The sequence below is a fragment of the Methylobacterium aerolatum genome (assembly GCF_022179085.1).
GTDB classification, from domain to species: domain Bacteria; phylum Pseudomonadota; class Alphaproteobacteria; order Rhizobiales; family Beijerinckiaceae; genus Methylobacterium; species Methylobacterium aerolatum.
The window spans coordinates 108070-128789 of sequence record NZ_BPQE01000021.1; the positions used below are offsets into that span (position 1 = coordinate 108070).

The 20720-nt window shown below is 70.8% G+C and carries 20 protein-coding genes; 10 read left to right on the forward strand and 10 right to left on the reverse strand.

Annotated elements, in window-relative coordinates; genetic code table 11:
* Positions 1–17: 17 nt before the first annotated feature.
* Complete coding sequence (locus MFF06_RS15100) at positions 18–221, forward strand: hypothetical protein (RefSeq protein ID WP_238205328.1); 204 nt, start codon at positions 18–20, stop codon at positions 219–221.
* A 174-nt stretch (positions 222–395) separates the two neighbouring features.
* Here MFF06_RS15100 and MFF06_RS15105 read toward each other — a convergent pair whose 3' ends face one another.
* Positions 396–680: a hypothetical protein gene (locus MFF06_RS15105; protein WP_238205329.1), complete on the reverse strand. Its 285-nt coding sequence runs from the start codon at positions 678–680 to the stop codon at positions 396–398.
* A 797-nt stretch (positions 681–1477) separates the two neighbouring features.
* On the opposite strand from MFF06_RS15105, the gene MFF06_RS15110 reads away from it, so the two are divergent.
* A complete protein-coding gene (locus tag MFF06_RS15110; RefSeq protein ID WP_238205331.1) occupies positions 1478–3046 on the forward strand; it encodes an alpha/beta hydrolase domain-containing protein in 1569 nt (522 codons plus the stop codon).
* Between the two features lie 105 nt (positions 3047–3151).
* Here MFF06_RS15110 and MFF06_RS15115 read toward each other — a convergent pair whose 3' ends face one another.
* Both MFF06_RS15115 and MFF06_RS15120 read right to left on the reverse strand, forming a co-directional pair.
* Complete coding sequence (locus MFF06_RS15115; protein WP_238205333.1) at positions 3152–3529, reverse strand: response regulator; 378 nt, start codon at positions 3527–3529, stop codon at positions 3152–3154.
* Between the two features lie 34 nt (positions 3530–3563).
* Entirely contained in the window at positions 3564–6350 is a 2787-nt protein-coding gene (locus tag MFF06_RS15120; RefSeq protein ID WP_238205336.1) for a GAF domain-containing protein, read from the reverse strand.
* A 189-nt stretch (positions 6351–6539) separates the two neighbouring features.
* On the opposite strand from MFF06_RS15120, the gene MFF06_RS15125 reads away from it, so the two are divergent.
* The 3 genes from MFF06_RS15125 (at position 6540) to MFF06_RS15135 (ending at position 7619) form a co-directional block, all read left to right on the forward strand.
* On the forward strand, positions 6540–6704 hold the full coding sequence (locus tag MFF06_RS15125; protein WP_238205338.1) for a YqaE/Pmp3 family membrane protein: 165 nt from the start codon (positions 6540–6542) through the stop codon (positions 6702–6704).
* Positions 6705–6802: 98 nt separating this feature from the next.
* Positions 6803–7048 (forward strand): hypothetical protein, encoded by a 246-nt coding sequence (locus MFF06_RS15130; RefSeq protein ID WP_238205340.1) that lies wholly within the window; start codon positions 6803–6805, stop codon positions 7046–7048.
* A gap of 205 nt (positions 7049–7253) precedes the next feature.
* Positions 7254–7619: a c-type cytochrome gene (locus MFF06_RS15135; protein WP_238205342.1), complete on the forward strand. Its 366-nt coding sequence runs from the start codon at positions 7254–7256 to the stop codon at positions 7617–7619.
* Positions 7620–7753: 134 nt separating this feature from the next.
* Here the strand turns inward: MFF06_RS15135 and MFF06_RS15140 are convergent, their stop codons facing one another.
* Positions 7754–8407, reverse strand: a complete 654-nt coding sequence (locus tag MFF06_RS15140) for a GntR family transcriptional regulator (RefSeq protein ID WP_370876762.1) — start codon at positions 8405–8407, stop codon at positions 7754–7756.
* A 212-nt stretch (positions 8408–8619) separates the two neighbouring features.
* On the opposite strand from MFF06_RS15140, the gene MFF06_RS15145 reads away from it, so the two are divergent.
* The 3 genes from MFF06_RS15145 to pyk all read left to right on the forward strand — a co-directional run bounded on the left by MFF06_RS15145 (position 8620) and on the right by pyk (position 12661).
* A complete protein-coding gene (locus MFF06_RS15145) occupies positions 8620–9930 on the forward strand; it encodes an MFS transporter (protein ID WP_238205346.1) in 1311 nt (436 codons plus the stop codon).
* A gap of 36 nt (positions 9931–9966) precedes the next feature.
* Entirely contained in the window at positions 9967–11046 is a 1080-nt protein-coding gene (locus tag MFF06_RS15150) for a tartrate dehydrogenase (RefSeq protein WP_238205348.1), read from the forward strand.
* Positions 11047–11248: 202 nt separating this feature from the next.
* On the forward strand, positions 11249–12661 hold the full coding sequence (gene pyk / locus MFF06_RS15155; protein WP_238205350.1) for a pyruvate kinase: 1413 nt from the start codon (positions 11249–11251) through the stop codon (positions 12659–12661).
* A 13-nt stretch (positions 12662–12674) separates the two neighbouring features.
* Here the strand turns inward: pyk and MFF06_RS15160 are convergent, their stop codons facing one another.
* The 5 genes from MFF06_RS15160 to MFF06_RS15180 all read right to left on the reverse strand — a co-directional run bounded on the left by MFF06_RS15160 (position 12675) and on the right by MFF06_RS15180 (position 17705).
* Positions 12675–12953: a hypothetical protein gene (locus MFF06_RS15160; protein ID WP_306421665.1), complete on the reverse strand. Its 279-nt coding sequence runs from the start codon at positions 12951–12953 to the stop codon at positions 12675–12677.
* A 71-nt stretch (positions 12954–13024) separates the two neighbouring features.
* A complete protein-coding gene (locus MFF06_RS15165; RefSeq protein WP_238205352.1) occupies positions 13025–14545 on the reverse strand; it encodes an AMP-binding protein in 1521 nt (506 codons plus the stop codon).
* A gap of 7 nt (positions 14546–14552) precedes the next feature.
* Entirely contained in the window at positions 14553–15479 is a 927-nt protein-coding gene (gene mmsB / locus MFF06_RS15170) for a 3-hydroxyisobutyrate dehydrogenase (RefSeq protein ID WP_238205355.1), read from the reverse strand.
* A 25-nt stretch (positions 15480–15504) separates the two neighbouring features.
* Positions 15505–16713 carry an ABC transporter substrate-binding protein gene (locus MFF06_RS15175; protein WP_238205357.1) on the reverse strand — a complete coding sequence of 403 codons (1209 nt, stop codon included), beginning with the start codon at positions 16711–16713 and terminating at the stop codon, positions 15505–15507.
* A 170-nt stretch (positions 16714–16883) separates the two neighbouring features.
* Positions 16884–17705 (reverse strand): enoyl-CoA hydratase/isomerase family protein, encoded by an 822-nt coding sequence (locus tag MFF06_RS15180; protein WP_238205359.1) that lies wholly within the window; start codon positions 17703–17705, stop codon positions 16884–16886.
* A gap of 173 nt (positions 17706–17878) precedes the next feature.
* Here MFF06_RS15180 and MFF06_RS15185 point away from each other — a divergent pair, with 173 nt between their 5' ends.
* Both MFF06_RS15185 and MFF06_RS15190 read left to right on the forward strand, forming a co-directional pair.
* On the forward strand, positions 17879–18538 hold the full coding sequence (locus MFF06_RS15185; RefSeq protein WP_238205362.1) for a GntR family transcriptional regulator: 660 nt from the start codon (positions 17879–17881) through the stop codon (positions 18536–18538).
* Positions 18539–18616: 78 nt separating this feature from the next.
* Positions 18617–20104 carry an aldehyde dehydrogenase family protein gene (locus tag MFF06_RS15190; RefSeq protein WP_238205364.1) on the forward strand — a complete coding sequence of 496 codons (1488 nt, stop codon included), beginning with the start codon at positions 18617–18619 and terminating at the stop codon, positions 20102–20104.
* Positions 20105–20216: 112 nt separating this feature from the next.
* Here the strand turns inward: MFF06_RS15190 and MFF06_RS15195 are convergent, their stop codons facing one another.
* Positions 20217–20459: a hypothetical protein gene (locus MFF06_RS15195; RefSeq protein ID WP_238205366.1), complete on the reverse strand. Its 243-nt coding sequence runs from the start codon at positions 20457–20459 to the stop codon at positions 20217–20219.
* Positions 20460–20720: the final 261 nt, after the last annotated feature.

Below are 20720 nucleotides of genomic sequence, written 5' to 3' on the forward strand. Positions count from 1 at the left end.
CCATCAAGGAGACAGGCATGGCCGACAAGGCGGACGTGACGACCTACACCGTGAAGCAGGCGATGGCCGCGCGGATCGATGACCACATCGAGATCGCGGTGGAAGCCGAGGACGGGACCAAGCTGAAGCTGAAGGGGACCCCCGACCAGCTCGATGCCCTGGTCGGAGACCTGGAACTGATCCTCGACGGGGACGACGCCGCGGCGGACGCCGCCGAATAGGAGCCCGACCGGGCCCGCCCCCGGATTCTTCCAGGAGCGGGCCTTTGCGTGTGCGGGCCTGTGCGTCGGGGAGGAGGCGGCCTCGTGCGGTGACGCACCCACACCGTCCCCGCGCCCCTCGCCTGGACCTCTGATCCTGCAGCGGTTCTTTGCAGACCCGGCTGGATCGTTGGCCTAGCGGCCGCTCGGGGCCGCGCCGCTGCCGGTGGTGCCGTTGCCGCTGCCGCTGCCCGCCGCCGCGCCGGGCGTGCTCACCGGAGCGCCGCCGCTCGTGCCTGGGGCTCCCTGGGGCATCGCGCCGCCGGTCCCCGCGTTCATCTTCTGCTCCTGGCTCTTCACGCTGCCGGGGCTGTTCATGTTGCCCTCGGCACTGCCGGCGCCCGGCCGGGTCTGAGCGATGGCGCCGCCCGAGACGAGGATGGCGACCGTGGTCGCGACTGCAAGTGTTTTGAAAGACATGGCGTCATTCTCCGGGACGATCGTTGTGTCATCCATAACGTCAACTTCGGCGGCCAACCATTCGTTCAAGACAAATCCAATGTTGCATCGCAACTACCGACTCAGGCTACGACGACAACTCAATTGATGATCGTCAAGACTTCGTCGCCACGCGACGCAGAAGCCCCCGCATGGCGTCCATGCGGGGTCGATTCCATCGGGTGCGGCGCCGGCCAGTCCGTGACGCCAAGGCCCCGGCGGCGCCGGGGGTTCCCGCCATCCGCCGGAGGGAGAGGGTCCTACTGTGCCGCGGAGCGCCCCGAAACGGCGGTGCAGGTATGGCCGCCGTTTGCCCAGCCTCAACCGCCAAGCCTGTTCCGCCCCCGTGCAGGGTTGCCGGGTCACGGCCGCGTCGGCGGTGCCGTCGCCCGCGCGCTCGTTCGAACGGAACGGTCCTCACGCCCATCGCTCATGCTGTCGTGCAAGAAATCCGAGATATTTTCAGTATCGCGAAAATACGATCAGGCTGAAATCGCCACGCAAGTCGATCTTACGCGGCAAACGACAACCTCGAAACAGATCGAATTCGGTCAAGTAAGCTCCGACGCAAGGGCGTGATCCAGTCCCGCCGCTCGGGCATCCCGACGCCGCCGAAAACGTGACGGGAGCGAGAAGGTGACTTGCCGGACCGGGGAATCGCGGGCCGGTCCGTCCCCTTGCCAGCGGCGGAGCGGCGCGCCAAGCTGCCGCCAACGGGCGAAAGAGCTGGAGAACGGCCGGAGCCGGAAACCGTCCAGAGCCATGAAGCGTCCAGGGCCATGAAACATCTGCTGTGGGCCGCGGCGTGTCTCGCCGTCCTCGCGGGCGGGAGCGCCGCGCACGCAAGGGTCACGCGCCTCGAAATCGCATCCGAGCAGGCGTACGGGTCGTTCGCGGCCGGGGAGTACCGGAGGCTCGACGGGCGCATCGCCGGAGACCTCTCGCCCGAGGCGGAATCCGTCCCCGATCTCGACAAGGCGCCCCGCGACGCCGCGGGCCGGGTGAGCTACGGCGCGCGGATCGTCCTGTTCCTCCCCCGCGATCCCGCCGCCGGCAACGGCGCCCTGCTGGTCGACGTTCCGAATCGCGGCAACGCCTACGCGAACGCGCTCTACAACGCGCCGCGCACCGTCCCGATGGCCGCCGGCGACCTCAGCGCCGGCACGGGCTTCCTGGAGGATCGCGGCTATGCCGTCGCCGAGGTCTACTGGGAACTCGGCCGGGGCGCGGAGTTGCCGAGCTTCACCGATGCGGAGGGGCGGCGGCGCTTCGTGGAGGGTGTCGGCTTCGCCATCGTGCGCGATGCCGCCGACTTCCTGGCCCATGCCCCGGCGGATGCGGCGGGCACGGCGAACCCCCTGGCGGGCGTCGTCAACCGGACCCTCGGCACGGGCAAGTCACAGGACGGGCGATTCCTGAAGACGTTCCTGCTGCACGGCTTCAACCGGGCGGAGGGACGGCGCGTCTTCGACGGGATGCACGTCTTCGTCTCCGGCGCCGGGCTGCTGCCGATCCTGCAATCGGGCACGGGGCCGGTCTCCAGTGCGGACAGGACGCCGAACTTCTCGGACCCGGACTATCCCGGCGTCAACGACGGGCCGCTCACCATCGGCGAGGTCGTCGCCAAGGTGGAGGCCCGGGGCGAGGTTCCGCCGAAGATGATGCTCCTCAACTCGACGGTGGACTACGCCTCCCTGCGCGCCTCCCTCGGACGGACCGGCGCGCAGGGGACCGCCGACCTGCCCCTGCCGGGGAACGTGCGGATGTACGACGTCGCCGGCTCCTCGCACGTCACCGTCGTCGCCGCGCCCGCCTGCGAGCGACCGCCGGGTCGGCTCGACTGGGCGCCCGTCGCCCGCGCCACGCTGCAGCGGCTCGACGGCTGGGTGGCGCGCAACGAGGCGCCGCCCGCCACGCGCCTGATGCCGCTCCAGCCCGCCACGGACGACCCGACCGTGCTCCAGGCGCCGAAATCCTTCCCCGGGGCCGTCGTGCAGGTGCCCCAGCGCGATGCGGACGGCAATCCGCTGGGCGGCGTGCGCCTGCCCGACCTCGCGGTGCCCCTCGGCGTCCATGGCGGCCAGAACGCGCCGCTCACGACCTTCACCTGCTCGCTGGTGGGGACCTTCCGGCCCTTCCCACGGTCCCCGGATGCGACGGGCGGCGGGCCCGCCTCGCTCGCCGAGCGCTACCCGGACCGGCAGGACTACGTGAACAAGGTCCGCGTCGCGGCCCGCGCGGCGGAGGCGGAGGGCTTCCTGCTGCCGGAGGACGTGGCCGTGATCGTCAACGCGGCGGCCGAAACGCCCCTCGCCGATCCGAAGGCTCCGGCGAGCCCGCCCCGCTGACCCAGTTCGGCCTCGGGGCGGCGCTCACCACGCGGTTCCGGCAGGCGGCGGCCCCGCTCACCGTCTTTGCGAGCGGAGCGGCGAAGGGAATCTGACGGCGACCTGTCAGGCTTGCGCCGCGAAGGAGCGGATGCTCTGGACGAGCTGTCCTTGATCGAACGGCTTGTCGTGGAACACGCCCCGTTCCGGGATGAGCGCCAGGTCCGGCCTCACCGCGCCGGTCAGGATCAGCGCGATCGGCGGCCAGCGGCGGCGGATCATCGTCGCCAGTTCGAGCCCCATCGGCGCGCCGCGCACGTCGAGGTCGGCGACCACGACCCGGATGTCGGCGCGCCGTTCGAGGATCTGGATGGCCTTGACGGGGGTGTTGGCCTCGACAACGTCGCAGCCCGCCTCCTCGATGAGGTCGGACAGGACCATCATCTGGATCGGCTCGTTCTCGATGAGGAGAACGACCGGTCGGCGCTCGGTCGCTGACGTCACAGAATCCCCCTTCGAGGACCCGCGTCTGCCCCGATCACGATGCCACCACCTGAGAGATGGGCGCGCGGAACTCCGCGTCCAGGCCCCGCTCCGAATAATCGAGGCGCGTGTCCCGCGTTCCGATGAGGCCGGTCTCGATCAGCCGCGCCCCGAAGCCGCGCCGGGTCGGCGCAACGGCCGCCGGGCCGCCGCGCTCCTCCCATGCCAGGACGATCGAGCGCTCGGGCCCCTCCTCGACCCACCACGCCACCCGGACGAAGCCCGCCTCCCGGGACAGGGCTCCGTACTTGATGGCGTTGGTGGTCAGTTCGTGCAGGAGCAGGGACAGGGAGAGCGTCGCCTGCGGCGCCAGGGCGAGGCCCGGCCCCTCGATCCGGAAACGGTCGAGGGAGGTCTGCAGGGCCAGGACCTTCTCGACCACGGACCGGATCGGCGCCGCGGCCCAGCTGTCCTGCATCAGGACGTCGTGCGCCCGCGAGAGGGCGATCAGGCGCTCGGTGAAGGCCCGGACCGGGGCTTGGTCCGAAACCGACCGCAGGGTCTGGCCCGCGATGCCCTGGACCATGGCCAGGGTGTTCTTCAGCCGGTGGGACAGCTCGCCATTGAGGAGACCCTGCTGCTGCTCCGCCTGGACGCGGCCGACCGCGACCTGCACCCGGTCGGTGACCGTCTGGACGAAGGCGAGTTCCTCCGGCCGGAAGCTGCGGGACGTGGCGTAGTGGACGAAGCCGATCCCCACGAGGCGGCCCCGCTCCATCACGGGCACGTTGATCATCGTGCGGATGCCGAGGGCGAGGAAGCGCTCGGCCGTCGCGCGGCTGCGCGGGTCCCGCTCCACATCCTCGATGAGGACGATCTCGCCGCGCTTGAGATCCTCGATATGGCTGCCGTACTCGCGAAATTTGTACGATCCGGCGATGGAGTCGATCGCCGGCGCGCACCAATCCGTCGGGATGTCGAGGGTCTCGTCCACGGGCTCCACCAGCCCGTAGCCGGCCCGCGAGGCGCCGAGGACGTCCGCCACGATCTCGGCCGCGGCCTGGACGAGGCCGGGCACGGTGTCGAGGTCGCGCAGGCGGTCGCCGAGCCGGAGCAGCGCGTCCTGGCGGAGCCCGGCCTTCTTGACGGCGGTGATGTCCGTGGCGACTCCCGGATAGCGCAGGGGCCGCCCCTCGGCATCGTGGTAGCAGCGCCCGCGCGCGTGGACCCAGGTCACCGTCCCGTCCGCGGCCAGCAGGCGGTATTCCTCCGCGAAGTCCCCGGCGGTCTCGATGGCGTGGGCGATGCGCTCGCCCACCCAGGTCCGATCCTCGGGGTGGATGCCCGCGATGAAGGCGGCGAGGGGGGCGCCGGCGGCGGCCAGGGCGGGGTCGACCCCGTACATCCGGGCGAAGTACTCGCCCGCGTAGAGCCGGTCGTTCGGGATGTCCCAATCCCACCAGCCGAGGGAGCCCGACGCCTCGAAGGCGAGGCTCAGCCGTTCCTCGCTGACGCGGAGGATCTCCTGGGCGATGTGCCGTTCGGTGACGTCGCGGACCGTGCCGAACCAGCGGACGATGACGCCCGCCCCGTCGCGCGCCGGCTGCCATTGCCGGGTGATCCAACGCAGGGCTCCGTCGTCGGCGCGCCGGATGCGGTACTCGATGGGTTCGGCGGCGCTGCCGTCGGCCCGGGAGGCCTCGGTCGACAGCTTGGCCCGGTCCGCCAGGAGGATCGGGGCGGTGACGTCGGCGAGGGTGTAGACCGGCGCGACCGGCAGGCCGTGCAGGCGGCAATACTCCGCCGACACCGTGATGGCGCCGCTGGCCACGTCAAGTTCGAAGGTGCCGACCTGGCCGGCCTCCTGGGCGAGCCGCGAGCGGGTGTCGCTCGCCCGCAGGGCGATCTCCGAGGCGCGCCGGGCCGAGATGTCGTTGAACAGGATCGCGACCCGGCGGTCCTCCGGCGTGCCGACGCGGAAGGCCTGGACGTCGAACCAGCGGTTGGGGGCGACGGCCCCGCTCTCGAAGCGGACCGACTGCCCGGTGAGGGCGACGTGGCCGTAGAGATCGAACCAGTGCTGATCGTGGTCCGGCACGAGGTCCCGCATCCACCGGCCGACCGCGCCGACGAAGCCGGTCTGGGCCACGAAGGCCGGGTTGACTTCGAGGAAGCGGTAATCGGCCACCCGCTGGCCGCCGGGGGTATCCTCGAAGCGCAGCTCGACGGTGCAGAAGCCGGTGTCGATGGCCTCAAACAGCGCGCGGTAGCGGGCCTCGCTCCGGCGTGCGTCGTCGGCGCAGCGGCGCGAAGCCTCGGCCGCCTCCGCCCGGCCGCGCAGGGCGCCGCGCAGTTCGAGCTGGGCCACCACCTGCCGGGCCAGCACGCGCAGATCCTCGGCCTGCTCCGGCGTCAGCCCGCCGGGCCGGGGCGCGGTGTCGATGACGCAGAGCGAGCCGACCACGAGGCCGTTGCCGAGCCGCAGCGGCGCGCCGGCATAGAAGCGGATGCGGGGTTCGCCGGTCACCAGGGGGTTGGCGGCGGTGCGCGGGTCCGCCGCGAGATCGGGGATGACGAGGAGGTCGTCGGCGGACAGGGCGATCCGGCAGACCGAGCGGTCGAGGTCCGTCTCGCTCGCGGGGAAGCCGACGCGGGCCTTGAACCATTGCCGGTCCGCGCTGACCAAGCTGACGAGGCCCACCGGGACGGCGCACAGCCGGGTCGCGAGGCGCACCACGTCGTCGAAATCCGTCTCGGCCGGCGTGTCGAGCACGCCGAGGGCGTCGAGCGCCGCGAGGCGATCGGGATCACCGACGGTGCGATCCGTGAGCAGGGAATTCATTCGTGGGCCGTCAGGGCTCCACCGCGCCCCTGCGGCCTTGTGCCAGGAAGCTCCCCCGCTGGCCAGTGACCGCGTCCGCGCAGGCGCCGCCTCCCGTCGCCGGGGCGTCGCACCGGCGGGGGGGGCATTGAGACGGAACCATCCGCCCGCAGTGAGGTTCAGGGTCGAAATTCGAAAGGCGTTCGACCCATGATCATGATCCTCATCTGCTTCCTGGCGCCGTGGCTCGCGATGTTCCTGCGCGGCAAGGTGCTCCAGGGGATCCTCTGCATCGTCCTGCACTTGACCATCATCGGCTGGATTCCGGCGACGATCTGGGCTCTGATCGTGACGCGGCGCGAGAGCGCCGCCTGAGGCGCCGCGCCGCCCACAAGGAGGCTGTCCCCGTGAGGTCACGTCGGAAATCGGCGAAGAAGTCGGCGTCTTCGGCGGCGTCGTCGGCGAATGCCTGGATGACGATGGGCACCGAACTCGCCCTGCTCGGCGTCGAGGCGCAGATGGTCATCGGCCAGAGGATGGCGATGTTCATGCTCGGCGGCCCGAAGGCGCGGCGGGAGGCGCGGCTGATGGTGACCGAGAAGGTCAAGGCGGCCGGCGAGGCCGCCGCGACCCTCGCCACGGGCGGCACGCCCGAGAAGGTCGTGCGCGACTACCGGCGCAAGGTGCGGGCGAACCACCGTCGCCTCGGCAAGGGCTGACCCGCCGGGCCCGCCGGGGTGTTCCCCTCACCCCGGTGCGGCGCGGATCCGGATTAAGTCGATCGGGCAACCGTCTACTCTCCGGCGCACTCAACAACGCCCCGACTTTGTCATCCGCCGCCGGCCGCTCCCCGCAAGGGAGCCGGCTCGGGGCGGGCGACGGGGCGGGGGTCGGCGTCGCCCACCGACAACACAAGGGGAAACGATGCGGTCATCAGTATTCGGCGCCATCCTCGTGGCGCTGCTCTGCACGCCGGCCGGCGCGCAGGACGCGGGCGACGTGGCGGCCGGGGAGAAGGCGTTCGCGCCCTGCAAGGCGTGCCACAACTTCCAGAAGAACGGCGTCGGGCCGGACCTCAAGGGCGTCGTCGGCCGCAAGGCGGGGACCTACGAGGGCTACAGCTACTCGGCCGCCCTCAAGAACTCGGGCCTGACCTGGGACGAGGCCAACCTCAAGGAATGGCTGAAGAACCCGAAGGCCAAGGTGCCCGGCAACAAGATGGTCTTCCAGGGCATCTCGGACGACAAGAAGCTCACCGACCTGATCGCCTATCTCAAGTCGCAGTCCTGATGCGTCGATCCAGACGGAGGCACTAGGCGCGTCTGGGAAAAATCGCTGCAACCACACAGTGCGACGGCAGGGACGCATGACCCGAGTGGGTGCGTCCCTGCACTCGGTCCGGCGGCGGTTTCCGCCCGCCGGGCCTACAGGTGCCTCAGCCCGAAGCTTTCCAAGATGGGCAGCAGTTCGTCCCGGGCGCGCAGGCGGTGGTCGTGGACATGGGCCTGGGCGGCCTTGGCATCGCCGCTGCGGATGGCCTCGATGATGGCGCGGTGCTCGGCCACCGAGGAACCGAGTTCCCGGCGCAGCTTGAGCGTGATCATCCGCGCGCGATGCGACTGATCGTTGATGGTCTGGATGATCCGGGTCATCCGGCCGTTGCCGGCGCGCTCCACGAGGGTCCTGTGGAAGCGCGCGTCCGCCTGGCCCCAGGCGGGCAGGTCGCCCCCCTGCCCTGCTTGCGCCATGGCCTCCGTCTCGCGGGCGAGCTCGGCCGTGACCTCCGCGCGGGCGGCATCCGGCAGCGCGGCCAGCAATTCCGCCGCGCGTCCCTCGACGGCGACGATCACGTCGTAGATCTCGCGCATGTCCTCGGGCGCGAGGGCGCAGATCAGCACGCCGCGCCGGGACAGGACCCGCACCAGCCCATCCTCCTGAAGGCGGATCACCGCTTCGTGGACCGGCGTCCGGCTCATGCCGAGCCGCAGGGCGATCTCCTGCTCCGAGGCGTGGAAGCCCGGCGGGAAGCGCGAATCGAGGATCCCCTGCTTCAGGGCGGCATAGGCCTCATCGACCATCGAGGGCGGCCTTCCGGGCTCCTCGGCCCGTGGAGGTTTCGCCGCCGCCGGATCCCGAGCCATCGCACCCTCCCCATCCCGTGTCGTCCTACCAACTTCCATGCAAGCTGCAATGCGGGATTGACAACACCGCCGGATCGGCAGCATTTGATGCCATCTTGCATGCAAGCTGACATACAAAATCGGCGCATGATCGTCCGCCGGAGGAAACGATGGACACGTCCCTGGAGAAGGAGACCATGCGCCGCGTGGCGTGGCGGTTGGTGCCCTTCATCTGCCTGCTCTACTTCATCGCCTTCATCGACCGGGTGAACATCGGCTTCGCCGCGCTGACGATGAACAAGGATCTCGGCTTCAGCTCGGCCGTCTTCGGCTTCGGCGCCGGCATCTTCTTCTTCGGATACTTCCTGTTCGAGGTGCCCTCGAACATCGTGCTGCACAGGGTCGGCGCGCGGATCTGGATCGCCCGGGTGATGATCACCTGGGGCCTGATCTCCGGCGCCTTCGCCTTCGTGCGGGGCGAGTACACCTTCTACGGCCTGCGCTTCCTGCTCGGCGCCGCGGAGGCGGGCTTCTTTCCCGGCATCATCCTCTACCTGACGTACTGGTTCCCCGCCCGCTACCGGGCCGGCGTCGTCTCGCTGTTCATGGCCGCCGCGCCGATCTCCGTGGTGATCGGCTCGCCGCTCTCCAGCGCGCTCCTCGGGATGGAGGGCGTCCTCGGGCTGCACGGCTGGCAGTGGATGTTCCTGATCGAGGCGGTTCCCGCCGTGCTGCTCGGCGTCGTGGTCCTCGTCTACATGACCGACCGGCCCGAGAAGGCGGCGTGGCTGGCCGACAACCAGCGCGCCTGGCTCGTGGCCGAGATGAACCGGGAGCACGCGCAGAAGGCGGTCGCGGCCAAGGACGGTGCCGGGCACGGCATCCTTGCCGGGATGGCCGACATCCGGGTCCTGGCGCTGGCGCTGATCTATTTCGGCACCTCGGCGGGCCTCTACACGCTGGGGATCTGGGCGCCGCAGATCATCAAGGGCTTCGGCCTGTCCACCCTGGAGGTCGGCTTCCTCAACGCCGTGCCGCCGACCCTGGCGATCATCGCCATGGTCCTGTGGGCGCGGCACTCGGACAGGACCGGCGAGCGGACGTGGCACGTCGTCATCGCCTGCCTCGTCGCGGCGCTGGGCCTGATGCTGGCCGGAGGCGCGGGCTCGACCATGGCCGTCGTCGCCGCGCTCACCCTCGTCAATTGCGGCATCAGCGCCGCCAAGCCGCCCCTCTGGGCGATGCCGACGCTCTTCCTCTCCGGGCAGGCGGCGGCGGTGGGCATCGCCACCATCAACTCCATCGGCAACCTCGGCGGCTTCGTCGGCCCCTGGGCGATCGGGTGGATCAAGGACCGTACCGGCAGCTTCACCGGCGGGCTGATGGTGGTGGCGGGCTTCCTCGTCCTCTCCGCCGTCCTCACCCTCGCCGTCGCCCGCGCGGGGCGGCGGCGCGGGGCCGCGAACGCCGTCGCGCACTGAGTTTCGCTTCCCGCATCCCCGACACGGAGACCCGCCATGACGAAGACCTACAGGATCGCCGCCATTCCCGCCGACGGCATCGGCATCGAGGTGATCGCCGCCGGCATCGAGGTCCTCGACGCCCTGGCGGCGAAGACCGGCACCTTCGCGTTCCGGTTCGACCATTTCGACTGGGGCTCGGACTACTACAAGAAGCACGGCGTGATGATGCCCGCCGACGGCCGCGAGCAGATCCGCAACCACGATGCGATCTACTTCGGCGCGGTGGGCGCCCCCGACGTGCCCGACCACATCACCCTATGGGGCCTGCGCCTCGCCATCTGCCAGCCCTTCGACCAGTACGCCAACGTCCGCCCGACGCGGATCCTGCCCGGCATCACCAGCCCCCTGCGCCACGTCTCGGGGCCGGAACTCGACTGGGTGATCGTGCGCGAGAACTCGGAGGGCGAGTATGCGGGGGTCGGCGGGCGCGTCCACCAGGGCCACCCGGAGGAGGTCGCCACCGACGTCTCGATGATGACCCGCACGGGCGTCAGCCGCATCATGCGCTACGCCTTCACGCTGGCACGGAGCCGCCCGCGCAAGCTGCTCACCGTCGTCACCAAGTCGAACGCCCAGCGCCACGCCATGGTGATGTGGGACGAGATCGCCGCCGAGGTCGCGCGGGAATTCCCGGACGTGACCTGGGACAAGATGCTGGTCGATGCCATGACCATGCGGATGGTGGGCAAGCCCGAATCCCTCGACACCATCGTGGCGACGAACCTGCACGCCGATATCCTGTCGGATCTGGCCGCCGCGCTCGCCGGCTCGCTCGGCATCGCGCCGACCGCGAACATCAACCCGGAGCGCAAATTCCCCTCGATGTTCGAGCCGATCCACGGATCGGCCTTCGACATCACCGGCAAGGGCATCGCCAACCCCATCGCCACCTTCTGGACCGCTTGCCAGATGCTGGAGCACCTCGGTGAGAAGCCCGCCGCAGACCGGCTGATGCGGGCGGTGGAGCGGGTCACCGCCGACCCGAGCCTGCACACCCCCGACCTCGGCGGAGAGGCCACGACGCGCCAAGTCACCGATGCGGTGATCGCCGCGATCCGGGGCGACAACGCGTGACGGGGATGGCCCGCCCCTGAGCCCGGCGGATCCCCGCGACGCGCCCCGACACCACCGGGCGGATCGCGGCTTCCAAGGGGCCGCCCGGTGGCGGTAGTCTCGGGCCGCCGGCCCCCACCGGGGCCGGTCCGTCCCGCGCGATCCCGCATCGCCCGATCCGCCCACGCCACCAGAGGCGGCCGCTCCGTCCGGCCGGATGCCCATGCGCCGACACCGCCACGCCAAGATCGTCGCGACCGTGGGCCCGGCGAGTTCCGCGCCCGACCGGCTGAAGGCCCTGTTCCTGGCGGGCGTCGATACCTTCCGCCTCAACTTCAGCCACGGCACCCACGACGACCACGCCAGGGTCCACGCCGCCATCCGGGCGCTGGAGGCGGAGGTCGGGCGCCCCATCGGCATCCTGCAGGACCTCCAGGGGCCGAAGATCCGCGTCGGCACCGTCCGCGACGGGCGCCTCGACCTCGTGGCGGGCGAGAGCGTGCGCTTCGTGCTCGACGGCGCGGAGGGCGACGAGCAGGCGATCCCGCTGCGTCACCCCGAAATCTTCGCGGCGGTGGTGCCCGGCCAGGACCTGCTGATCGACGACGGCCGGGTGCGGGTGCGCGTCACCGGCCTGGAGTCCGAATCCCTCACCGCCGAGGTGATCACCGGCGGGGCCGTCTCCAACCGCAAGGGCGTCAACCTGCCCGGCACGCTCCTCGACCTGTCGCCGCTGACGGCGAAGGACCGGGCCGACCTCGCCTTCGGGCTCGACCTCGGCGTCGATTGGGTCGCCCTGTCCTTCGTGCAGAAGCCCTCGGACATGATCGAGGCGCGTGGCCTGATCGGCGACCGGGCCGGGCTGCTCGCCAAGATCGAGAAGCCGCAGGCGCTGGAGCGGATCGAGGACATCATCCGCCTCTCCGACGCGGTGATGGTCGCCCGCGGCGACCTCGGCGTGGAGATTCCGCACGAGGACGTGCCCGGCCGCCAGAAGGAGCTGATCCGCGCCTGCCGTCTCGCGGTGAAGCCGGTGATCGTCGCGACCCAAATGCTCGATTCGATGGTGGGCGCCCCCGCCCCCACCCGGGCCGAGGCCTCGGACGTCGCGACCGCGATCTACGACGGCGCGGACGCGGTGATGCTCTCGGCCGAATCGGCCACCGGCCAGTACCCGGTGGAGGCGGTCTCGATGATGGACCGCATCATCCGCAGCGTGGAAGGCCACAAGCTCTACCACTCCATCGTGGCCGCCTCCGACCCCGGCGAGGAGGAGACCCCGCCCCACGCGGTGGCCACCGCCACCGCCGTGCTGGCCGAGGCGCTCCACGCCAAGGCGATCGTGGCCTACACGGCGAGCGGCACCACCGCCGCGCGGGTGGCCCGCAAGCGGCCCGAGCCGCCGATCCTGGCGCTGACGCCCAACATCGACACCGCCCGGCGGCTCTGCCTGCTCTGGGGCGCGCACCCGCTCCAAACGGAGGACGTGAACAGCTACGAGGAGATGACCGCCAAGGCGGCGGACTACGTCCAGGCGGAGGGGTTCGCCAAACCCCACGACCTCATCGTCGTGGCGGCGGGCATCCCGTTCCACACCACCGGCAACACGAACAACATCAGGGTGTTGCAGGTCTGAGCGGCGCGGGCGGTCACTCGGCCAGACCGACCGCCAGCCAGAGCAGGACCGCCGCGCCCAGGCAGCGCCGCCACGGATTGACGCCGCGCAGGACCTCGTCGCCCGCCCAGACCGCCAGGGCGACCCGGGACGCGAGAGCGGCCCAGCGCCCGGCGCCCCCCTCCAGGCCCGCGATCCAAGCGACGGCCTGCAAGAGGCCGAAGAGCCAGAGCGGCGCGTTCGGCCATTGGGCGAGGACGATGCGCCCGCTCGTGCGGTCACGGAAGAACCAGTCGAGGGCGGGGCGCAGCATGGCAGGGAACCGGCGCGGGGCGGCCCCCGGTTCCCCCCGCGGCAAGACGCCGTCGCGAAGAGGAAGGCGGCTCAGCCCGCCTCGCCCCCGAAAGCGGCCCGGTGGATCTCGCGGAGATCGTTCTTCTGGACCTTGCCGAGGGCGTTGCGCGGCAAGCTCGGCATCGAGACGACGACCTTGGGCAGCTTGTAGCGGGCGAGTTCCCCGGCCAGCCGCGCCACGATGACGTCCGCCGCGGGCGGGGCGCGGCCCTCCTCCGGCTCGATCACCGCCACGACGCCCTCGCCGAAATCCGGGTGCGGCACCCCGATCACCGCGCTGTCCCGGATCCCCTCGATCCGGCTCAGGGCGGTCTCGACCTCCTGCGGGTACACGTTGTAGCCGCCCGAGATGATCATGTCCTTGGCCCGCCCGACGATGGCGATGCGGCCGTCGGGGGCGATGGTGGCAAGGTCGCCCGTCCGGAAGAACCCGTCCCCGGTCGTGGCGGCGGCGGTGGCCTCCGGCAGGTTCCAGTAGCGCTGGAAGACGTTCGGGCCCCGCAGGACGAGCTCGCCCACCGTCCCGGCCGGCAGCGGGCGGCCGTCCCGGTCGCGCACGGCGACATCCACGCCGGGCAGCGCGTAGCCGACCGTCCCCGGGGCGCGCAGCCCGTCGAGGGGGTTCGAGGCGACGATCGTGGTCTCCGTCAGGCCGTAGCGTTCGAGGATCGTGTGACCCGTGCGCGCCCGGAAGGCCTCGTGGACCGCGGCCGACAGGGGCGCCGAGCCGCAGGTGAACAGGCGCATCCCGGCGCAGAGCCCGGCATCGAGGCGGGGGTCCGCGAGAAGGCGGCCGTAGAAGGTCGGCACGCCCATGAACACCGTGGCGTCCGGCAGGGTCCGGATCACGGCGTCCGGCGTGAACCGCTCCAGGAACAGGGTGCTCGCCCCGACCCGCAGGGCGGTGTTGATGGCGATGAACAGCCCGTGGGCATGGAAGACCGGAAGGGCATGGAGCAGGACGTCGTCGGCCCGCATCCCCCACAGGGGCACGAGGGAGTCGGCGGAGAAGAGCAGGTTGGCGTGGCTGAGCACGGCGCCCTTGGGCCGCCCCGTGGTCCCGGAGGTGTAGAGGATGGCCGCAGGATCATCGCCCCCGAGGGGCACGGTCTCCGCCAGGGGCGGCATCGCCCGCGCGGCGGCGAGCACGCTGCCTTCCGCCCGCGCATCGAGGGGGAGCGCCGCGCAATCCGGCGGCAGGCCCTCCGCGCCGAGCGCCGCGATCATCGCCGCCCCGCCCACGAACAGGCGCGGCCGCGCGTCGTCGAGGATCCGGCGCACCTCCGCCCCGGTATACGCGGTGTTGAGCGGCACGTAGACCGCCCCGGCCTTGAGGCAGGCGAGATAGAGGCAGACCGCCTCGGGCGACTTCTCGACCTGCACGGCCACCCGGTCCCCCGCCCCGGCGCCCGCCTGCCCGAGGAAGGCCGCGAACCGGCCGGCGAGATCCGCGACGTCGGCCCGCGTCCAGCGCGTCCCGTCCTCGGCCCGGAACACCGGAGCCTCCGGCGTCGAGCCGGGACACAGCCGATCGTAGAGGTTGTCTGACATCGATCGCTCAACCCGAGGCGGGCGTCGTGCCCGCGTGCGTCCGGTCGCCCCCGCCCGCGATGAGCTGGAAGATGGCGCTGAAGTCGCGGTCGGCATAGCCGCCCGCGGCGGCCATCTGGTAGAGCGCCACCGCCGCGCCGGCGAGGGGCGTCGCGGCCTGGACACTGCCCGCCGCCTGTTGCGCCAGCCGCATGTCCTTCAGCATCATCGGCAGGGCGAAGCCCGGCGCGTAGCCGTGGTTGGCGGGCGAGGCCGGGACCGGCCCCGGCACGGGGCAGTATTTCTCCAGGGCCCAGCAATTCCCGGACGACTTGACGATCACGTCGTAGAGGATCTGGTGGTCGAGGCCGAGCTTCTCGCCCAGCGCAATCGCCTCGGACAGGGCGACCATGGTCATCCCGGCGAGCATGTTGTTGCAGATCTTGAGCGCTTGGCCGGAACCCGCCGGGCCCACATGGAAGAAGTTCGCCCCCATCGGCTCAAGGAGGGGTCGGGCGCGGGCATAGGCTTGCGCGCCGCCGCCGACCATGAAGGTCAGCCGCCCGCCCTCGGCGGCGGGCACCGCCCCGGAGACGGGGGCGTCCACCATGGCGAAGCCGGCGGCGGCGGCGGCGGCGCTCACCGCCCGGGCGCTCTCGATGTCGATGGTCGAACTGTCGATCAGCAGGGCGTCGCGGGGCGCAGCGGCGAGGATGCCGCCCTCGTCCTCGTAGACGGCGCGCACGTGCCGGCCCGTCGGCAGCATCGTGATGACGCATTCGGCCTCGGCCACCGCCTCGCCGAGCGTGGCGGCGGCGTGCCCGCCCTGGCGGGCGAGGCCCGTGCGGGCGGCCTCCGACACGTCGTAGCCGACGATCCGGTGGCCGGCCCCGATGAGGCGGCGGCTCATGGGCAAGCCCATGTTCCCCAGGCCGATGAAGGCGATGGTCGTCATGGCGATGCTCCCGGCTTCCGAGGTCTCACTTCTTCACGAGCGGGCACTTGCTCTCCGCCAGGGGCAGGGTGGCCTCGGCGGCGGGAATCGTCCGGAGCACGCGGTAGTAATCCCACGGCCCCTTCGATTCGGCGGGGCTCTTCACCTGGATCAGGTACATGTCGTGTTCCATGCGGCCATCGACGCGCACCTTCCCATTCTTCACGAAGAGGTCGTCGACCGGCATCGCCCGCATGGCCTCGGCCACGGCCTTCCCGTCGTCGGTGCCGGCGGCCTTCATCGCCTTGAGGTAATGCAGGACCGACGAATACACGCCGGCCTGGATCATGTCGGGCATCCGGCCCGTCAGCGCCATGTAGCGCTTGCCGAAGGTACGGCTGTCCTCGTTGCGGTCCCAGTAGAAGGCGGTCGTCGCGATCAGGCCCTGGGCGACCTTCAGGCCCAGCGCGTGCACGTCGCTGATCACGGTGATGAGGCCGAGGATCCGCTGCCCGCCCTGGGTGATGCCGAACTCGCCGGCCTGCTTCACGGCGTTCGTCGTGTCGACGCCGCCGTTGGCGAGCCCGATGATCTGCGCCTTGGAGGCCTGGGCCTGCAGCAGGTAGGAGGAGAAGTCCTGCGTGCCGGTCGGGTGGCGCGTCTGGCCGACCACGGTCGCGTGGTTCTCGGTGATGGTCTTCGTCAGGTCGGCCGCCATCTGGTGCCCGAAGGCGTAGTCGGCGGCGATCAGGAACCACGTCTTCCCGCCGTCCTGGATCACCGCCCGCGAGGTGCCCACCGCCTGCGAATAGGTGTCCCAGGGCCAGTGGAAGCCGGTGGGCGAGCAATCCTCGTTGGTCAGCCGGTTCGTGCCGGGGCCCGAGGCGAGGGTGATGCGCCCGCGCTCCCTGGCCATGTTCTGGACGGCGATGGCGACCGCCGAGTTCGTCAGGTCCGCGATCGCCAGGACGTTATCCTGATCGAACCACTTGCGGGCAATGCCGGCGCCGACGTCGGTCTTGTTCTGGTGGTCGGCCGACAGCACCTCGATCGGGCGTCCGAGCACGGTCCCGCCGAAGTCGGCGACCGCCATCTTCGCCGCCTCCACCGACCCGGCCCCGCCGAACTCGCTGTAGAGCCCGGATTGATCGTTGAGCACCCCGATGCGAACGGGACCCTCCGCCGCACGGCCCGGCGGGCTCGCGAGGGTCGCCACGGCCAGAAGCGTGAGCGCGGCGCGGATCGTTCTCGGCATGGTGACCTCCCTGGCGGCGGGCTTTGCGCCCGCTCTGGCATCGGTTGGGATCGGATCGGCCGGTCCGGGGCGCTGGCGTGTCGCCCTTTGCCGGCGCGGCGGCAGCGGGACTAGTGCAGTGACGCCCTCACTTCGTTCATGCGTGCGTGCACCAGCTCATTGTTGTTGCATCAATTTTTCCAGTCTCGGCTGACGCCTCCGACTGGATTGACGCACTCGTCGTCCGTGAAGCGCGGCAGGCGCTTCTCCTTCCACGCCCGCAGCCCCTCCTGCGCGTTGGGCGTGGTGAAGGCCGTGACGAAGCGGTCGTGGATCTCGTCCGGGTCGGCGCGGCCGCGGGCGATGGCGTTGAGGGACGCCTTCAGGCCGCGCACGGCATCCGGTGCCCGCGCGGCGACGGCGGCCGCCAGCGCATCGACGCGCCCGGCCAGCGCGTCGGGGGGAACGAGTTCGCCGAGGAAGCCGAGGGCGAGCATCGTCTCCGCGTCGATCGTTTCGGCCGTGAGGAAGAGGCGCTGGGCCGCCGGAAGGCCGAGGCGCTCCACGTAGCGCCGCAGGCCGCCGTAGCCGTACTGGATGCCGAGCCGGCCGGGGGGCATCATCATCTGCGATCCCCTCACGCCGATCCGCAGGTCGCAGGCCAGGGCGAAATCCGTCGCGCCGCCATACACGCTGCCGTTGAGGGCGCAGATCGTCGGCATCCGCAGGTCTTCGAGGCGGTCGCAGAGCCGGTTGAAGGCGAAGGCCTGCTCGTAGGAGCCGGCGCTGCCGATGGAGCCGATGTTGAAGCCCGCGCTGAAGCTCGGCCCGCTCGCCGTCACCACGAGCACGCGGACGCTCCGGTCACGCTCGATCTCGTCGAGCATCGCCGCGATGGCCTCGACGTCGGCCGGCTCGAAACGGTTGTGCTGCCGCGGCCGGTTGAGGTGGATACGTGCGACGGCGTTCTCGGCCGTGAGGGTCGGCAACCCGTCCGACGCTTCGATTGACATCACGGGGCACCCACCACGACCGCAAGCCGCATCTTTTTCAAACCGAAAAATATATTCGTCAATCCAAAAAAAATATGTCAGCGTCCTTTTCCAGCGATCGCCCCCCTTACCGGAAGGGGCTCGGCCCCCTAAACCGGGGTCCGTCGGCCGATGGCTTGGGGACGGCGGTGGCGGTGCAGAAGCTCAACCGGACGGGCGAGATCGCGAACTGGATTCGGTCCGGGATCGATTCCGGGGCGCTGGCGCCCGGAACGAGGCTGGAGGAGCGCCAGCTCTCCGAAATGTTCCAGGTCTCCAAGACGCCCGTGCGCGAGGCGCTGATCCAGCTCGCCTCGCGCGGGCTCGTGGACCTCCGGCAGCGGCGCGGCGCCACCGTGGCGATCATGAGCGCCGAGCAGTTCGTCGCCATGTTCGAGGTCATGACCGAACTCGAATGCATGGCCGCCCGGCTCGCGGCCACCCGGATGCCGCCGGAGCAGCGGCAGCAGCTCGTGGCCGTCCACGGGCGCAGCGAGGCCCTGCTCGACGACCAGCAGGGCTACGATGCCGTCAACACCGAACTGCACGAGGTAATCTATCGCGGGGCCTGCAACCCCTACCTCGAAGCCAGCATCCGGGACGCCCGGGCGCGGCTGCGGGTCTACCGCCGCTACCCGTTCCAGAAGCCGGGGCGGATCCAGCAATCCTTCCGCGACCACGCCGCCATCGTGGCCGCCATCGTGAACGGAGACCCCGAGGGGGCGAGCCTCGCGATGCACGACCACCTCACCACCGGAGGCCGCATCTTCGCGGACTTGGTGGCGCAGATGCGCAGCGCGAACGACGCGCCCTGACGCACGGATCCGCCTTCGACCCTCCACCTTCGGGCGAGACAGTCACGAGCTCGCCGAGACCATCACGGGAGACTGACGATGCGAGACAGCGCCGACACCGCGGGCCAGCAGGGCCTGCGCCGCCAGCCGATGCTGATCGGCGGCGAATGGGTCTGGGCCGCCTCGGGCGAGACCATCACCGTCGAGAATCCCTCGCGCCGGGTGCCCATCGCCGAGGTGCCCCGGGGCGGGGCCGCCGACGTCGACCGGGCCGTCGCGGCGGCGCTGTCCGCCTTCGCCACCTGGCGCAAGCTCCCGGCCCGAGAGCGGGGCCGCCTGATGATGCGGATCGCCGACGACATGGAGTCCCGGCACGAGGAGCTGGCCCGCACCATCGCCGAGGAGACCGGCAACGCCCTGCGCACCCAGGCCCGGCCGGAGGTCCGCACCGCCATCGAGATGTTCCGCTACTTCGGCGGCCTCGCCAGCGAAACCAAGGGCGAGACCCTGCCCCTGTCGCACGACATGCTGAGCTACACCCAGCGCGAGCCGCTGGGCGTCGTGGCGGCGGTGATCCCCTGGAACGCGCCCTTCATGCTGGCGACCGTGAAGATCGCGCCGGGCCTGTGCGCCGGCAACACCATGGTGATGAAGACCGCCGAGGACGCGCCGCTGGCGGTCCTGAAGCTCGCGGAGATCTGTGAGGCACATCTGCCGCCCGGCGTGCTGAACATGCTCGCCGGCACGGGGCCGGAATGCGGGAGCCCGCTGCTCCACCATCCCCACGTGGCCAAGCTGTCCTTCACGGGCTCGACCGGGGTGGGCAAGCTGGTGATGGAGGCCGCCGCCAAGCGCATCCTGCCTGTCTCGCTGGAACTCGGCGGCAAGAGCCCGTCCATCGTCTTCCCGGACGCCGACGAGGAGTGGGTGGTGGACGGCATCGTCGCCGCGATGCGCTTCACCCGCCAGAGCCAGTCCTGCACCGCCGGGTCGCGCCTGTTCCTCCACCGCTCCATCTACGACGGCTTCCTGGAGAAGCTCGTCGCGAAGGCGTCCCAGCTCAAGATCGGCGACGCCCTGGACGAGGCGAGCGACGTCGGCGCCATCATCAACGAGCGCCAGTTCAAGAAGGTCTGCGGCTACGTCGAGGACGGCCAGCGCCAAGCCGGCTCGCGGCTCGTCATGGGCGGCCTGCCCGACACGGACGGCCCCCTGGCCCAGGGCTACTTCATGCGGCCGACGGCCTTCGCCCAGGCCGACAACGACTGGCGCCTCGCGCGCGAGGAGATCTTCGGCCCCGTCCTCGTGGCGATTCCGTGGGAGGACGAGGACGAGGTCATCCGTATGGCCAACGACAGCCATTACGGGCTCGCCGCCTACATCTGGACGCACGACATCGGACGCGCCCTCCGGGCCGCCCGCGACGTGGAGGCTGGATGGGTGCAGATCAACCAGGGTGGCGGCCAGCTCCCCGGCCATTCCTACGGCGGCTACAAGCAGAGCGGCCTCGGCCGTGAGTTCTCGCTCTCGGCGATGCTGGACAGCTTCACGCAAACCAAGAACATCACGGTCAACCTGACACGGTAACGGTCACGGCCGACCTCGATGCCGGTTCGACACGGGGAGAACCGAAATCGCTCCAGCGTCTCGTGTGTGCATCGATCCAGACAGGGCCGACGCCTCCGTCCGGATCGATGCCCTAGATGTTCTGCTTCGCCGACTGGTCGGAGCACGCCTTCGCGACCTCCGAGATCGGCAGGCTTCCGTGGCCGGCGGTCTTCGCCGTGTCGTCGAGGCAGGACAGCACCTTGTCCCGGGCGGCGGACCCGCCGGCCAGGGAATCCATCTTGCGCAGCACCGTCTCCTTGTCGGCGCGTGGGGCCGCCGCCCAGTCCTGCATGCTGTCCCCGGCCTCCAGCGCCAGCACGGGCGTGGCCGCCATCAGGAGGGGAACCGCGGAAGCGAGAAGGAAGCGCATGGCCGAACCCTCAATCCGAAAAGAACCAGAGACCGGCGCGGGCGGCCCGGGACGACGGGGCCGGGACTGGAACGACAGCCCGGGGCGGCGCGCGGAAGTCGACTGATCCTGAACTAGGTCCCGGAGCGCCGTCGCGCGCGTTGGAGGGATTGAGGCAAATGGGCACAGTCGGCCCCCGGGCCCGCGCGCCGCGCGCCGAACGACCGTGATCGAGATCAGCGCGCT

What these genes read in the sequence shown, in the direction of transcription:
- MFF06_RS15145 (WP_238205346.1), top strand. Translation starts at nt 8,620, where the DNA reads ATGGACACGTCCCTGGAGAAGGAGACCATGCGCCGCGTGGCGTGGCGG.
- MFF06_RS15110 (WP_238205331.1), top strand. Translation starts at nt 1,478, where the DNA reads ATGAAACATCTGCTGTGGGCCGCGGCGTGTCTCGCCGTCCTCGCGGGC.
- mmsB (WP_238205355.1), bottom strand. Translation starts at nt 15,479, where the DNA reads ATGACGACCATCGCCTTCATCGGCCTGGGGAACATGGGCTTGCCCATG.
- MFF06_RS15180 (WP_238205359.1), bottom strand. Translation starts at nt 17,705, where the DNA reads ATGTCAATCGAAGCGTCGGACGGGTTGCCGACCCTCACGGCCGAGAAC.
- MFF06_RS15190 (WP_238205364.1), top strand. Translation starts at nt 18,617, where the DNA reads ATGCGAGACAGCGCCGACACCGCGGGCCAGCAGGGCCTGCGCCGCCAG.
- pyk (WP_238205350.1), top strand. Translation starts at nt 11,249, where the DNA reads ATGCGCCGACACCGCCACGCCAAGATCGTCGCGACCGTGGGCCCGGCG.
- MFF06_RS15150 (WP_238205348.1), top strand. Translation starts at nt 9,967, where the DNA reads ATGACGAAGACCTACAGGATCGCCGCCATTCCCGCCGACGGCATCGGC.
- MFF06_RS15120 (WP_238205336.1), bottom strand. Translation starts at nt 6,350, where the DNA reads ATGAATTCCCTGCTCACGGATCGCACCGTCGGTGATCCCGATCGCCTC.
- MFF06_RS15165 (WP_238205352.1), bottom strand. Translation starts at nt 14,545, where the DNA reads ATGTCAGACAACCTCTACGATCGGCTGTGTCCCGGCTCGACGCCGGAG.
- MFF06_RS15195 (WP_238205366.1), bottom strand. Translation starts at nt 20,459, where the DNA reads ATGGCGGCCACGCCCGTGCTGGCGCTGGAGGCCGGGGACAGCATGCAG.
- MFF06_RS15125 (WP_238205338.1), top strand. Translation starts at nt 6,540, where the DNA reads ATGATCATGATCCTCATCTGCTTCCTGGCGCCGTGGCTCGCGATGTTC.
- MFF06_RS15160 (WP_306421665.1), bottom strand. Translation starts at nt 12,953, where the DNA reads ATGCTGCGCCCCGCCCTCGACTGGTTCTTCCGTGACCGCACGAGCGGG.
- MFF06_RS15175 (WP_238205357.1), bottom strand. Translation starts at nt 16,713, where the DNA reads ATGCCGAGAACGATCCGCGCCGCGCTCACGCTTCTGGCCGTGGCGACC.
- MFF06_RS15100 (WP_238205328.1), top strand. Translation starts at nt 18, where the DNA reads ATGGCCGACAAGGCGGACGTGACGACCTACACCGTGAAGCAGGCGATG.
- MFF06_RS15140 (WP_370876762.1), bottom strand. Translation starts at nt 8,407, where the DNA reads ATGGTCGATGAGGCCTATGCCGCCCTGAAGCAGGGGATCCTCGATTCG.
- MFF06_RS15130 (WP_238205340.1), top strand. Translation starts at nt 6,803, where the DNA reads ATGACGATGGGCACCGAACTCGCCCTGCTCGGCGTCGAGGCGCAGATG.
- MFF06_RS15105 (WP_238205329.1), bottom strand. Translation starts at nt 680, where the DNA reads ATGTCTTTCAAAACACTTGCAGTCGCGACCACGGTCGCCATCCTCGTC.
- MFF06_RS15135 (WP_238205342.1), top strand. Translation starts at nt 7,254, where the DNA reads ATGCGGTCATCAGTATTCGGCGCCATCCTCGTGGCGCTGCTCTGCACG.